Below are 14,061 nucleotides of genomic sequence, written 5' to 3'. Positions count from 1 at the left end.
GCGGCCCGAACGCGCGTCAGCCGTACACGATGTCGCGCTGCAGATCGAGCGCGATGAGCCCCATTTCGCGCGTGAGCTGCAGCATCGAGCGGCGCTCGAGGCGCGAGCCCATGAAGCTCGTCACGCGGCCGTCGGGCTCGGCGGTGAACTGGAAAACCGCGCCGCCGGTACCGAACCACGCGCCCGGCACGTCGAGTGATTCCTGCCAGTCGATCTGCTCGAACACGCGCGCGATTCCCGCGCGCACCACGGCGCCCGGGCCGATCGGCGGCGCGATGTCGCCCAGGTCGTCGAGCGAATAGGGGCCGGGTTTGTTCGGCTTCCGATAGAAGAGATAGTCGACGTTCATGGGGTGCAATCGCAGGCAAAGCAACAAATTAGCGCGCTTCGGCACAAATTCAAATCGGATCAGGACGAAATGTGGCCTGCGCGACACAAAGGGACGGATCGTTGCCGGTCAAGAAACGCGCCGCGCGAGCGCGTCTCGATGGCGGCCGGTTCGTCTAAGATGACACCTTTCTCGAAAAAATACGGACACCATGGAGACGAACGCCCCCGCCACCCCGCCGTCCGATCATCCCGTTTTCGTGCTCGTGCACGGCGCGTGGCATGGCGCGTGGTGCTATGCCCACGTGGCGGCCGCGCTGGCCGCGCGCGGCTACCTGTCGATCGCGCGCGACCTGCCCGCGCACGGCATCCATGCGCGCTTTCCCGCGTCGTATCTCGCCCGGCCGCTCGACAAGGACGCGTTCGGCGCCGAGCCGTCGCCGGTCGCCAACACGACGCTCGACGACTACGCGACGCAGGTGACGCAGGCCGTCGACGACGCGTACGCGCTCGGCCGCGGCAAGGTCGTGCTGGTCGGGCACAGCATGGGCGGCCTCGCGATCACGGCGGCCGCCGAACGCGCGCCGGACAAGATCGCGAAGATCGTCTATCTCGCGGCCTTCATGCCCGCGTCGGGCGTGCCGGGCCTCGACTACGTGCGCGCGCCGGAAAACAACGGCGAGCTGCTCGGCCCGCTGATGCTCGCGAGCCCGCGCGTGGCCGGCGCGCTGCGCGTCGATCCGCACAGCGGCGACGCCGCGTATCGCGCATCGATGAAGCGCGCGCTGTACGAAGACGTGCCGCAAGCCGATTTCGACGCGGTCGCGAACCTGATGAGCTGCGACGTGCCGGCCGCGCCGTTCGCGACCGCGATCCCGACGACCGCCGCACGCTGGGGCGCGATCGACCGCCACTACATCAAGTGCCTGGCCGATCGCGTGATCCTGCCCGCGCTGCAGCAACGCTTCATCGACGAAGCCGACGCGTTCGCGCCCGGCAACCCGACCCACGTGCACCAGCTCGACAGCAGCCACTCGCCGTTCGTGTCGCAGCCGGCCGTGCTGGCCGGCGTGCTCGCCGACATCGCAAAAAGCTGAGCGGAGCGGGCGCGGTCAGTCGGCGTACGCGACCGACCGATCGCGCCCGAGCCGCTTCGCCCGATAGAGCGCGGCGTCGGCCTCGTTGACGAGTACGTCGCAGGTCGGCGCGCCGGCTTTCGCGCACGCGCCGCCGACGCTCGCCGTGACCGGCACGCTGACGCCCTCGGCGTCGACCGGCACGCTGCCGATCGCGTCGCGCACCTTGTCGGCCACCCGCATCGCCTCGTCGAGCGTCGTGCACGGCAGCAACAGCGCGAATTCCTCGCCGCCGAACCGGCCGAACGTATCCTGCGCGCGCACGATCGACGCGACGCGGCGCGCCGTCTCGCGCAGCACCGCGTCGCCCACCGCATGCCCGAAGCGGTCGTTGATCGTCTTGAAGTGGTCGAGGTCGAACAGCAGCACCGACAGGTCGCCGCCGTAGCGCTGCCAGCGCGCGAATTCGTCGCCGAGCCGCGCCTCGAAGAAGCGCCGGTTCGCGATGCCGGTCAGCCCGTCGAGATTCGCGTGCTCGCGCAGCTTCGCGACCGCTTCCTCGCGCTCTCGCTGCATCACGCTCACATGCGTGACGTCGGAGATCGTCACGCACACGGCCTCGACGTCGCGGCCGCGCGTGAGCGGCATGAACGTGCAGTCCTGCTGCATGTAGTCGACGCCGCCCGTGATCGGCCGATCGTGCTCGAAGCGGAACAGGTAGGGCCGCTGCTCCCACGAGCTGAATGCGAAGCTGCCGAGCTGGAACACGCTCTCGAGCTTGCGCGACAGCCACGCACGCGGCAGGTCCGGGAAGCGGTCGAACAGGTTGCGGCCGATCACGTCGGCGGCCGGGATCCCGCTGTGGTCCTGCATGAAGCGATTCCACATCAGGACGGTCATCGAACGGTCGAGCACGAACAGGCCGAAGCCGACGCGCTCGATCACGAGGTCGCTCAGCGACGGGGCGGCGGCCGTCATAGCGCGGACAGCAACGCGTCGAGCGCGTCGCCCATCAGCCGGATCGAATCCTCGGCCATCAACATCACGAAATGCGCGCGGAACATATGGTTCTCGAGCCCGAAATTCACCTCGAGCAGCAGCGCGACGCTCCATCCCAGTTCGTTCGGCTGGAACACGTCGTCGAACGACACGTTCGCGCCGAGCAGCCCCGGCGGAAAGAACACGGGCTTGCGGCCGAGTTCGTCGAGGATCGACGCGACGCAGGCGCCCATCAGCACGTTCGCGACGTCGAACACGAGTTCGTCCGGCGTCGCCATGCCGCCGTACACGCCGTCGCCGAACGTGCGGTCGACGACCGACATCAACCGCGCGACGCCCGCCGTGCGGCACAGCACGATCGCCTCGCCCTTGATGTCGGAACGGAAGCCCTGGCGCACGGCGGTCACGTTGTCGTGGATGCCCGTCATCTCGCGCAGCGCGTCGCTCGCATCGGCCGCTTTCACGACGCGCACGCGCGGCACCGACAGCTCGATGAAGTGCCCGAGCAGCAACGCAAGCCGCGCGGCGGCGCGGCCCATTGCAAGGTTGGCGATTTCCTGCAACGCGTCGCGTTGCTCCGCCGTGAACACCGATTCAGGCATACAACCCATACTCCTTGAGAATGGGCAGCAATGCCTCCGACGTCACGGGCTTGGCAACGAATGCGATCGCGCCCAATTCGCGCACGCGTGCTTGCGCCTGCGGCTGAATATCGGCGGATACCACGATCACGAACGTGTTCAGATCTTCGTGGCGCAGTGTTTCCAGGACCTGATATCCGCTCATGTCGGGCATCGTCAGATCCAGAAACATCACGGAAGCTTTGCCGTCACGATAGAGCGCCAAGGCCTCGCGACCATTCGCTGCATACGCGATGTCGACGTCCCAATCTCCCGGCAGCGCCTTTGTCAGCAGTTTGCGAGCGAGCAGCGAATCGTCGGCAATTACAATCGGCAAAGGCATGGGGCGATGCGGTATACGGAATGGTCTCTCTCGCGTTAACGACCGCGCGGCGCATTTCTTTAGGGCCATGCGTTTCGGCGCGGGCAACCGCCTTGCGGCCGCGCACGGGCGCCGCGACGCAGGTGCGCGCGACGCACCGCGCGGCAATCGCCGGCGGGCGCATGTATCTGTCATAGGGAAAGCAAGGCGCGATTCTCGGAGTAAACCGGAGGCGATGCAACTCGCCATTTTCGCCATTTCGAACAGAATTGGTCCGATCGCGCATCATTCCGAAAATAGCCGCGACCATTTTCGAGATAAGTACGCAAAATTTTTCCTTGTGTACGTTTGCGCTGCCGGATTCGTCGCGTTTTCAATCCGACGGTTTACCGCTGTCATATACGGCAGGATCGCGCCTGTACGAACGGCAGGATCGCCACGTACGGCGCCGCGCGGCGGGCCGTCGCAACTCGTTTATGATGACAGACACCGCTGCCTCACCCGCTTTCCTCGATGACGTCCGAACGGCCTGCCGACTCCCACACCCCCGCGCCCCCTCCCGCCGACGACTGGCAGGACGACGGCAGCTACGCGGCCGGCGCACCCGAGCACGATTTCGCGGTGCGCCGCGTGACGCTGATCGTGCTGCTCGTCGCGGCGATCGTGCTGCCGTGCATCTACGTGGTGGTGATGGCGTACAGCGACCTGAAGGCGCGCGAGGCCGCCGCGAGCGACGTGACGATGCGCACGGTGCGCGTGGCCGAGGAGCATGCGCTCAAGGTGTTCGACCTGAGCGAAACGCTCGATGCGCGCATCGTCGACCTCGTGCAGGACATGGACGACGCGACCGTGCGCGGCAGGGAATCCGACATCCACGAGGCGCTGAACACGATCGGCGGCGGCTATCCGCAGGTGGCCGCCGTGTCGATCTTCGGTGCGAGCGGGATGCTGCTCGCCAACAGCCTCTACTATCCGGCGCCGTATGCGTCGATCGCGAATCGCGACGACTTCGCCGGCATCCGCGACGGCAAGGTCATCGAACACATCTCGAAACTGATGATGGGGCCGCTCAAGCTCGAGAACATTCCCGTATTCAACACCGGCGTCGCGCGACGCCATAGCGACGGTTCGTTCGCCGGCATGGTGTCGATCGCGCTGAAATCGTCGTATTTCAACGCGTTCTACCGCGACCTGCTCGGCGGCGCGAGCACGCCGATGACGATGGCGCTCGCGCGCTCGGACGGCGCGGTGATCGCGTCGTATCCGCCGCCGCCGTCGCTGGCGCACACCGATCGCTCGGTCACGTTCGGCAACGCGCACAACGAGCCGCGCGCGGGCGTCGTGCGCGTGCGTCACGACGACGCGAGCAGCGAGATCGTCGCGTATCGCCAGGTCGGCAGCTATCCCGTCTACGTGAGCTGCGCGTACCGCACGTCGGCAATCTGGCATGAATGGTACGAACACCTGAGCGTGCTGTTCATCTCGATGTTCGCGCCGTCGGTCGCGCTGTGGTCCGTGATCTGGCTGTCGCTCAAGCGGCTGAAGGCGGAAGAGGAGGCATGGGACCGCTGGCAGGCCGAAGCGTCGATGCGGCGCTCGATCGAATCGGCGTACCGGCAGTCGCGCAAGATGCAGGCGCTCGGCAATCTCGTCGGCAGCGTCGCGCACGACTTCAACAACCTGCTGATGATCATCTCGAGCAACGTGCAGATCGCGCGGCGGCGCGGCGTCCAGCATCTCGACAAGGAGCTCGGCGCGATCGAACGCGCGCTGAAGAACGGGCAGTCGCTCACGCGCCAGTTGCTCGGCGTCGCGCGCAAGCAGCCGCTGCACAACGAGACGATCGACATCGGGCAATGGGTCGGCACGTGCCGCGAGCTGCTGAAGACGTCGCTCGGGTCGAAGTCGTCGCTGGTCGTCGCGATCGAGCCGGGCGTCTGGCCGATCCGCGTCGACGTCGCGGAACTCGAACTCGCGGTGATCAACCTCGCGGTCAACGCGCGCGACGCGATGGCGACCGGCGGACGCTTCACGGTCGGCGCGCGCAACGTCACGCTGCGCCGTGAGGACGGCTTCCCGCTGACCGGCGATTTCGTGCAGATCTCGCTTGACGACACGGGGTCGGGCATGGCGCCCGACGTGCTCGCGCGCGCGTTCGAACCGCTGTTCACGACGAAGGCGCAGGGGATGGGGACCGGGCTCGGCCTGCCGCAGGTCTTCGCGTTCTGCGAACGCTCGGGCGGCCTCGCGACGATCGACAGCGCGGTCGGTGCGGGGACGTCGGTGCGTCTGTACCTGCCGCGCGCGCGCGCCGAGGATGTCGTCGCGCGGCCGGCGGCCGCCGCGCACGATGCGGCCAATGGCGCGCTCGCCGGCCTGCACGTGCTGCTCGTCGAGGACAACGGCGAAGTCGCGGCCGGCACGGAAGCGCTGCTGTCGCTGCTCGGTCATCGCGTGACCTACGCGCCCACCGCCGACGACGCATTGCGCCTGATCGAAGGCGCCGCCGCGAACGACGCGTTCGACCTCGTGATTTCGGACATCCATATGCCGGGCCGCCTGAACGGCATCGACCTGGCCGAAGCGATCGACAAGCGGCCGGGGAAGCTGCCCGTGATTCTCGTCACCGGTTATGCAGAGGAGCTCGACCGCACGCGCACGGTCAACGTCCGCGTGCTGTCGAAGCCGTTCGATATCGCGCTGCTCGACGAGATCCTGCTGGGCATCCGCGAAGCGCGCGACGCACGACACGCCGGCGCGTGACCCGCGGTGCGCAGGGCGGCGCCGGCGCGACGGCGTGAACGAACGCGGCGATCAGGCCGCCGACGACGTCACGCCGATTTCAGCAGACGCACCCAGCTCGCGTAACGATCGACGAAGCCCTGCAGGAACTTGCGGGTGTCCTCGCTGACGATCTGCCCCTGGTCGTCGATGCGCGCCGGGTCGTGCTTGATGAACATCTCGGGCTGACCGAGCGTCTTCACGTCGAGGTAAGCGAGCACGTTGCGCAGGTGCTGCTGCGCGAGCGCGGTGCCCACCGCGCCCGGCGACGTGCCGAGCACCGCGCCCGGCTTGCCCGACCACGAATTCGAACCCCATGGGCGCGAGCCCCAGTCGAGCGCATTCTTCAGCACGCCCGGCATCGACCGGTTGTACTCGGGCGTGACGAACAGCAGCGCGTCCGCTGCTTCGATCGACTGCTTGAAGCGCTTCGCGACTTCCGGGAAATCCGCGTCGTAGTCCTGGCTGTACAGCGGCAGCTCGCCGATCTCGACGAACTCGAACGAAAAATCGGCGGGGGCGAGCGAGATCACGGCGTGCGCGAGCGCGCGATTCGTCGACGCGCGACGCAGGCTGCCGACGACGACCGCAATACGATAGGACATGGCATTCTCCTTCCGGTGAGTGAGGAATCGGATCGATTGCTTCCGAATGGGCGACAAAGGTCTGTTTATAGGCAAGCCAGCCCGCGAGCCGTCCCACGGGGCCGTCCGGCCGACTTTCCACAAGGTTTTCCACAGAAATTGTGGATAACTCGACCGATATGTTCCGACGTTACAGATCGCCCGCCGCGCGGCGTGGTCGACGCGCGACACGGGGTTCGGCAAGCATAGCGCAGCACGGCGGCGGGCTCCGTGAATTCGTGACGGAACATTGCGTTGCAGGCGCGGACCGCGCCCAGTAAGCTGCTCGCACCGCGACGCGCCCGCTCCCGTGACGCTCGCGCGATTGCCATTGCTTCGAGACACTGCAACCAGACATGCCGTCCGCACACGACGATCCCGCCTATCTCGCGCAACTGCGGCGCGACCTGCTGCGCTTCGCGCGACTCCAGCTCCGCGATGCCGACGCGGCCGAAGACGCCGTGCAGGAAGCGCTGGCCGCCGCGTGGTCGCATGCCGGCGAGTTCGCGGGGCTGTCGGCCCACAAGACCTGGGTGTTCGGGATCCTGCGCAACAAGCTGATCGACGTGCTGCGCGCGCGCCAGCGAATGGTGAGCCTGACCGCGCTCGATGCGGAGCTCGACGGCGAATCCGTGCTCGATCGCGAACTGTTCAAGGACAATGGGCACTGGGCCGCGCATGCGAAACCGCGACCGTGGCCGAAGCCCGAAACGCTGTTGCAACAACAGCAATTCTGGACGCTGTTCCAGGTCTGCCTCGACCATCTGCCGGAGCAGATCGGACGCGTGTTCATGATGCGCGAATTCCTCGATGTCGAGATTGTGGATATCTGTAGCGAATTGACGCTGACGACGAATCATTGCAGCGTGCTGCTGTACCGGGCGCGCACGCGCCTGCGAACCTGCCTGAGCGAAAAAGGACTGACGACCGAAGATGCTGCCGGGGAAATGTACTGACGTGACACGACTGCTGTCGGATGCGCTCGATCGGCATCTGACGCTGCACGAGCGTCTGCAGGTACGCGTGCATCTGCCGACCTGCAGCGGATGCCGCGCCTATCGTGGACAGATCGCGCTGTTGCGGACGGCCGCGAAAGCGGCGGCGGGGCGGGAGTCGGACGATGATGAGGGATCGTCCGGTGGCGGCTAGGCGGCGCGGGGGGGCGACGTATCGTTCCGCCGGCCGCTCGCGCGTGCGGCCCGGCCGTCGCGTCGGCCTGGATTACCGTTGCGTGTGCCGGGCCGGACTCGGTCGCGTTGATGCAATAAGAAAAATACGCCGGGGAAGAATTATTCGAACAGCGCCCTCACCGACTCGGGCGGGCGACCGATGGCCGCCTTGCCGCGATACACGACGATAGGGCGTTGCAGCAGGATCGGATGAGCGGCGATCGCCGCGTAGGCTTCGGCGTCGCTCAGATCCGCGCGAGCCAGATTCAATGTCTTGTACGGCTCCTCGCCGTCGCGCAGCATGTCGCGAACCGGGCGGCCGAGCTGCCGATGCAGCGTTTCCACTTCCTCGACCGTTGGCGGCGTCTTCAGGTACTCGACGACGTTCAACGGCGCGCTGGCGGTATTCAGCGACTCGACCAACGCGAGCGTCTCGCGGGACTTCGAGCATCGGGGGTTGTGGTAGATCGTGATCATCATTCAAGCCTGGATGGGGGAGCCCTGTATTGTAGCCAGTCTGCATTGACGGGCTCGGTGGGGTGGTTCAAGCGAGATCGGGGTGGTTTTCCTCTCGACAGGTTGCTGCGGTGGTTCGGTTTGGCGATGTGCTGTGCGTCGGGTGTCTGGGAGACGCTTCGAAGATGCGGTTACGTTTATGCGCATAAAGGCCGGGCAACGGCCTCGCGGGACCGGCAACTGTGGTCAGCCTGACCAATGCCCAGTGAGGGCTGTCCCGGGTGGCGAAAGGGCGCGTGATTGCGGGACACTTCGGCTGCGTTTATGCGCATAAAGCCTGCGATTGTCGGGCGAGGTGCGACGCGACTCTGACGTAGGTCTATGCCCAGACGAGACGGCACCAGACAATGGCTATATCGATAATCCATCGCCCCGGCACGACATCATTGCGCTCCTGACGCGGGCGAGGCGCCTGCCTTCGGCCCTTCTCCGCGGGCCATCCTTGCGTCTGGTTTATGCGCATAAACGCCGCGGGCCGAGACGGCGTTGCCTCGATGCACATCGGTTCTGCGATGCATATCGAAGACGCACGTCCAGCCTCACAGACCCACTCATCCTGCTCGCGAATGCGCGGCGGGTTCCCCAACGAAGTTGATCGCCGCGAGCTCTGGCGAGTTTATGCGCACAAACTGGGCGGCTCGCAGGCAACGCGGCCCATCCTGCGAAAGGGGAGCGTACCGAGACATATCTCTACGACGAGCAGCTCCCGGCGACGTAGCCCGTGAAGACGCAGCCATCGAGCACCGCATCGGCCACTCGGCATCGGCCTCGCCATCTCCACGACACCGCCAACACTCGCCGTCCATCTCCGCCATCTCGTTTATGCGCATAAACCGATAGTCCGAATGGCCAACGCGTAGTTGTCGAACGACAATTTCATTGAAATTCAAATATCGTCCTGTAGAATTCCAACGACCAAAACAGGAGTGAAAATTGGCCGCGGAAATCATTGCAGTCACTCAACAAAAAGGTGGCGTCGGCAAAAGCACGATTGCCATGCATCTCGGCGCCGCGTTCCATGAAAAAGGGAAGCGCGTCCTCGTCATCGACGCAGACCGTCAAAACACGCTGGTTCACTGGTCGAGCGCATCCGGCGACAGCGACAACGGCATCCCGTTTCCGGTCGTCAACCTGGCCGAAGCCGACGGCCAGATCCATCGCGAGATCAAGAAGTTCATCAACGACTACGACATCATCGTCGTGGACTGCCCGCCGTCGATCACCGAGAAAGTCTCCGGCGTCGTCCTGCTGGCCGCATCGATTGCCGTGATCCCGACATCGTCGTCGCCGGCCGATTACTGGTCGAGCGTCGGGCTGGTCAAACTGATTCAGCAGGCGCAGGTGATGAACGAAGACCTCCGCGCGGTGTTCCTGCTGAACAAGACCGAAGAGAAGCGCATGCTGACCCGCGAGCTCAAGCGTGCGCTCGAGGAACTCGGCTTCCCGCTGCTGAAGACGCAGATTCCGACCCGGGAAGCGTACAAGCAGGCAATGGCGCTCGGTCAGACCGTGCTGCAGATGAACGATCGCGGCGGCAAGCTGGCCGCCGCCGAAATTCGCGCATGCGCCGACGAAATCGTCGCCATGCTGCCCTGACTTTATGCGCATAAAGGAGTCACATGAAACCTTCCCAATTTGCCAAAGGATTCCAAGCGCGCCCGGATATCACGACGAGCGAGAAGCGCACGGCGCTTGATCGGCTCAATGCGATCGACGGCATCGTCAAGTCCGACACGCCGCCCCCGGCATCGACCAAATCCACGAAAAAGGACATCGCCCCTCCGCCTGCTCCGGAATTCACGATCGATCCGTCGATCGACGAATCGCAGCAATATCGCGCGTGGCGCCTCGAGAATCGCTATGCGCCGGGGCAGGTGATCGAGTTGCCGCTGAAAGCGATCAAGCATAGCCCGTTCAACCCGCGGCACTTCTATCTGAAATCGTCGATTGCCGAACTTGCGGTCAACCTCGCGAAGCAGGGTCAGCAGCAGGCCATCCACGTGATTCCGGATTACGACAATCCGGGCACGTATTTCGTCAGTGATGGCGGCCGCCGCGTGCGGGCGCTGAAGGAAGCGAACAAGGAGTCGGTCAAGGCGATCGTGATCGACGTGCCGATCGGCATCCAGAGCTACAAGCTCGGCTACGACCTCAACGTTCAGCGCGATTCGCAGACGGTGTTCGACAACGCCGTCGTGTGGCGCCGTTTCCTCGACGACAAGCATTTCCAGAGCCAGAAAGAACTCTCCGAGCACCTCGGCCTCGACGAGTCGACGGTGGCCGTCGCGTTGTCGATCGGCAAGTTGCCGGAAGCGATCATGCAGGAAATGGTCGCGCGCCCCGATCGCTTCGGATCGAACATGGCGTATCAGGTCGGCCGCTATCACAATGCGCGCGGCACCGAGGCAACGCTGCGGCTGATCAACAAGATCGTGTCGGACGATCTCAGCACGCGTCAGGTGTCGGATATCGTCAAGGGCCGCGTCGCGGCGCAGGAGACGCCAAAGGCGGCCGGCCGTCAACGCTATGCGCAGCGTCTCGAGATCAAGCTCGGCGGCAAGTCAGTCGGCGACCTGAAGTCGTATGGCGAAGACCGCATCGAGCTGCGCCTGCGCGGCCTCCCGAAGGACAAGCGCGACGCGATCCTCGAGCAGCTCGAGCGGATGCTGTTGTCGGAGTGAGGGAAGCGGCCAGCAGGGCCTGATGAGGACGCCGGCCCCGCCCGACTAGGGCTGGGGACCGGCGGCGGCCCGTCAGCGGGCCTGAGCGGGCGTCAAGCGGCCCGCGACTGGTTCAGCGTGAACGACAGCAGGTCGCCGTCCGTCGGCTCGCCCCAGGTCTTCTGGGCCAGCCAGTCGAAAAAGGCCGTCTCGGCCAGTTTGGAATCGAGGCCGCGCTTGCGCCAGTCGTCGCGCAGATGCGAGCCCATCGTCGGCAATGCCTCCGACTCGAACGACTCGCGCGCGACTTCGCGCTCCGCGTCGCCCTGCTCTTCGTACAGCACCTTCGCTTCCTTGCGGCGGAACGCCGCGAACTCGCTCAGCAAGCGCGCCTTCAGATCGTCCGGCTGCGCAACCGCGACCTTCGCGGACGGCGTGCCGGCCGGCAGTGCGTCGACCGACTCGACCGGCGGCGCATACCCCTTCTTCAGCGCATCCTTGAACAGCGCCGGCGCGCTGCGCACCGGCGGCAGCGTCGTACTGCGCATCCGCTGCTCGGTCATCTGCAGCGCGGCGCGAATCCGGTTTTCCTCGCTGTCCGCATAGAGCGTCTGCGCTTCCTTCAGCGGGATCCCGAGCTTCACCATCCGGTCGACCAGCGTGCTGTCGAACACGTTCGGGTGTTCGTCGAGCGCGAGCATCGGCTGCTTGCGCTCGGTCACGCGGAACTGGATCTCGGCCACCCGACGCCCTTCGCGGTGCTCGATCAGCTCGACGAAGATGTTGGTGACCGCGTTGACTTCCGCGATCGCGGGGCGCAAGTAGTCGCGCTTGAAGTACTTGTACTCGCGCTTCGCTTCGTCGCCGGCTTCCGTGTCGGGCGTGCCCGACAGGATCGGCCGCCACCATTCCCACGGCTCGCGCATCGTCAGATGGCTCGGGTTCGTCAGGTAGCGCACGCAGATCTCGTACAGCGCGAGACCGGCACTGCTGCGCAGCTGGCTCTGGAACTGCAGGCTGAGGCGCGCGTACTGGACCGGGTCGAGCAGCTTCTTCTTGATCTTCGGCGCGAACGAGAATTCGACCCACACGCGACGGGTAGTCGGATCCTCGAGAATTTCCGCATCGGCGATCAGCGTGGAGATCCCCCACTTGCGGCCGGGCTTCTGGCTTGATGTGCCCGTGCTCCATTCGACCTGTACCGACACCATGCGGCGCAGGTGTTCCTTCACCAACGCGGTGTCGTTCGAATCGAAAGCGGAGTTGGCGACGATGTCCGACAGCAGCGCACGATACGTGTCGCCCGAGTCGTCGGCCTGCTGCGCGACGGCCAGCAGGACATTGAACAGCTTGCGAGTGAGGAGCGTGATCTTGCCGCTCTTCGGCTGAATGGCGATCGCCTCGACGGCCTTTCGCAATTCGGCTGAACTGGCACTCACCACATCCACATCGGTTTTCTTGGCGCGCTTCGTCGTGGCCATACGTCGGGTCGGAGGAGAAGTTTCCCGGAAGGATAGCGCCTGCGGTGATGTGCGTCCAGAACGACATGCTCACCATAGCCGGTGAAGCACGCCGGCAAAACGGCACTCACCCGTACCGCTCCCGAAAACGCTCACCGGTCCGCCCGGACGGCGTTCCGGACTCGTCCAGACGTGCCGCGGCATGCGCCGATTCACAGAATTTCACCTGTGCAGGACACGTGCGGAATTGGCTCCCGTATCGGCTCACCTTTCGATTTGTCGTAATTTTGCGACTGCGCAACCGTGAGTTCGACACAGGGTCGCGATTGCACCTCACCGTTCGTCCCGGACCGCCGCCCATCGGCCTGTATGCATGTACAGGCGTGGTCCGCCGGAACATCGGTTCGGCTTCGACACGTGGAAAACCGCCATCGAAACCGGTACGCGCAGCCCGATCGGCGGCTGCTTCGCCAGCCCGGGCGCGCATTGTACAGTGCGCGAATCGTGTCCGGTCCCGAAAATACTCACCTGTGGCACAGCATGTGGATTCGTCCGGATGCCGACGAAGGTCCGACACACGCGGGACTCGCTACCAATGACTCCCGCAAACGCTCACCTTACAGAAGAAATGCGGCACCGCGGCGGGTCCGGAAATGACTCCCGAAAAATCTCACCGTAACCGGCGCGGTATCAAAAATCTCAATCCCTTCCGATACTTATGCACAGAAGGCATTTGGCTGTGCATCGCCGGGATCCCCCGAAAAGCCTCACCTTTCGACGGGAATCCTTCATACGACAACCGAATCTCGGCCCCTGAAAAGTCTCACCTGTGCCAAAAAGTGGCACAGCAAAAACGAGATTTCCGCCAGTCCTGACGGGCTTTTCGGCGAATTAGGCCGGTCACGAGTCCCGAAAAGCCTCACCTTTGACCATTTTTTCAGCAAATACGGCTCCCGGAAAGCCTCACCTGTGAGCGAGATCGCAGCCTGTGATCGATGCCCCGAAAAAGCTCACCTTTAGGGGATCGGAGCAGGAAAACCCGGATTTCGCTCCCGAAAAACCTCACCTTTGGGGCATCACAGGCGCCGAAAAGCACTTTTGCTGTGCAAAATGGCGTTTGCTTCCCGGAAATCCTCACAGCAAATTCCCGTGGAGTCCCGTGAAACCTCACCTTTCGCCAAATCTGCCCAAAAGATGGGCAGAATCAGGGCGCGAAGCACGTCCTGCAAGTTCTCACCTATGTCTGCACAGGCAGAAAACTGTGCAGCCAGGCATGGCGCGGGTTCTGTGGCTGTGCGGCCCCGAAAACCCTCACCTGTGGGAAAACGCGTGTTTTACTGTGATCCCGAATCCGCTCACGACCCTTCCTGCAACGGCTCACGCAGCTCCCTGAACCCCATCACGTCAGCTCCCGCAGAAGATCACCTTGGCTCCCGTAAAACTTCACCTTGTCGGCCGGAAAGCCTTGCGCCATAAGGCTGTGCCGTGGCGTTAACGTTTTTAACTAA

General features: G+C 64.6%; 13 protein-coding genes. 6 read left to right on the top strand and 7 right to left on the bottom strand.

Features of this window, described 5'->3' with window-relative positions; all coding sequences use genetic code 11:
• Positions 1 to 16: 16 nt before the first annotated feature.
• Positions 17 to 349, bottom strand: a complete 333-nt coding sequence (locus J8I35_RS08125; protein WP_050013466.1) for a hypothetical protein — start codon at positions 347 to 349, stop codon at positions 17 to 19.
• A 190-nt stretch (positions 350 to 539) separates the two neighbouring features.
• Between J8I35_RS08125 and J8I35_RS08120 the strand changes: the two genes are divergently transcribed.
• Positions 540 to 1,424, top strand: coding sequence for an alpha/beta fold hydrolase (locus J8I35_RS08120; protein WP_124556598.1), 885 nt, complete (start codon positions 540 to 542; stop codon positions 1,422 to 1,424).
• 15 nt (positions 1,425 to 1,439) lie between these two features.
• On the opposite strand, the gene J8I35_RS08115 is transcribed toward J8I35_RS08120, so the two are convergent.
• Genes J8I35_RS08115 through J8I35_RS08105 form a run of 3 tightly spaced genes read right to left on the bottom strand, consistent with a single transcriptional unit; the run spans position 1,440 to position 3,365 of the window.
• A complete protein-coding gene (locus J8I35_RS08115) occupies positions 1,440 to 2,381 on the bottom strand; it encodes a diguanylate cyclase (protein ID WP_050013468.1) in 942 nt (313 codons plus the stop codon).
• A complete protein-coding gene (locus J8I35_RS08110; protein WP_050013469.1) occupies positions 2,378 to 3,004 on the bottom strand; it encodes a chemotaxis protein CheC in 627 nt (208 codons plus the stop codon). The genes J8I35_RS08115 and J8I35_RS08110 overlap by 4 nt, the downstream gene beginning before the upstream one ends.
• Positions 2,997 to 3,365, bottom strand: coding sequence for a response regulator (locus J8I35_RS08105; RefSeq protein ID WP_050013470.1), 369 nt, complete (start codon positions 3,363 to 3,365; stop codon positions 2,997 to 2,999). Before J8I35_RS08105 ends, J8I35_RS08110 begins: the two co-directional genes overlap by 8 nt.
• Before the next feature lie 492 nt (positions 3,366 to 3,857).
• Between J8I35_RS08105 and J8I35_RS08100 the strand changes: the two genes are divergently transcribed.
• Positions 3,858 to 6,107 carry a hybrid sensor histidine kinase/response regulator gene (locus tag J8I35_RS08100; protein WP_209924957.1) on the top strand — a complete coding sequence of 750 codons (2,250 nt, stop codon included), beginning with the start codon at positions 3,858 to 3,860 and terminating at the stop codon, positions 6,105 to 6,107.
• Between the two features lie 68 nt (positions 6,108 to 6,175).
• Here the strand turns inward: J8I35_RS08100 and J8I35_RS08095 are convergent, their stop codons facing one another.
• Complete coding sequence (locus J8I35_RS08095; protein WP_209924956.1) at positions 6,176 to 6,730, bottom strand: NAD(P)H-dependent oxidoreductase; 555 nt, start codon at positions 6,728 to 6,730, stop codon at positions 6,176 to 6,178.
• Between the two features lie 374 nt (positions 6,731 to 7,104).
• Here J8I35_RS08095 and J8I35_RS08090 point away from each other — a divergent pair, with 374 nt between their 5' ends.
• Positions 7,105 to 7,704, top strand: a complete 600-nt coding sequence (locus tag J8I35_RS08090; RefSeq protein ID WP_050013473.1) for an RNA polymerase factor sigma-70 — start codon at positions 7,105 to 7,107, stop codon at positions 7,702 to 7,704.
• Positions 7,682 to 7,897, top strand: coding sequence for a zf-HC2 domain-containing protein (locus J8I35_RS08085; protein WP_209924955.1), 216 nt, complete (start codon positions 7,682 to 7,684; stop codon positions 7,895 to 7,897). The genes J8I35_RS08090 and J8I35_RS08085 overlap by 23 nt, the downstream gene beginning before the upstream one ends.
• A 140-nt stretch (positions 7,898 to 8,037) precedes the next feature.
• Here J8I35_RS08085 and arsC read toward each other — a convergent pair whose 3' ends face one another.
• Positions 8,038 to 8,394 (bottom strand): arsenate reductase (glutaredoxin), encoded by a 357-nt coding sequence (gene arsC / locus J8I35_RS08080; RefSeq protein ID WP_209925166.1) that lies wholly within the window; start codon positions 8,392 to 8,394, stop codon positions 8,038 to 8,040.
• A gap of 972 nt (positions 8,395 to 9,366) precedes the next feature.
• On the opposite strand from arsC, the gene parA reads away from it, so the two are divergent.
• Together parA and J8I35_RS08070 are read left to right on the top strand one after the other, a co-directional pair.
• Positions 9,367 to 10,029: a ParA family partition ATPase gene (parA, locus tag J8I35_RS08075; protein ID WP_006480195.1), complete on the top strand. Its 663-nt coding sequence runs from the start codon at positions 9,367 to 9,369 to the stop codon at positions 10,027 to 10,029.
• A 23-nt stretch (positions 10,030 to 10,052) separates the two neighbouring features.
• The gene (locus tag J8I35_RS08070) at positions 10,053 to 11,114 is read left to right on the top strand and encodes a ParB/RepB/Spo0J family partition protein (RefSeq protein WP_209924954.1); all 1,062 of its coding nucleotides are present in this window, start codon (positions 10,053 to 10,055) and stop codon (positions 11,112 to 11,114) included.
• A gap of 92 nt (positions 11,115 to 11,206) precedes the next feature.
• Here J8I35_RS08070 and J8I35_RS08065 read toward each other — a convergent pair whose 3' ends face one another.
• Positions 11,207 to 12,574: a replication initiation protein gene (locus J8I35_RS08065; protein ID WP_050013477.1), complete on the bottom strand. Its 1,368-nt coding sequence runs from the start codon at positions 12,572 to 12,574 to the stop codon at positions 11,207 to 11,209.
• Positions 12,575 to 14,061: the final 1,487 nt, after the last annotated feature.

Source organism: Burkholderia sp. CpTa8-5 (genome assembly GCF_017815045.1).
Lineage (GTDB): Bacteria > Pseudomonadota > Gammaproteobacteria > Burkholderiales > Burkholderiaceae > Burkholderia > Burkholderia sola.
This window is presented reverse-complemented; position numbering and strand designations above follow the sequence as displayed.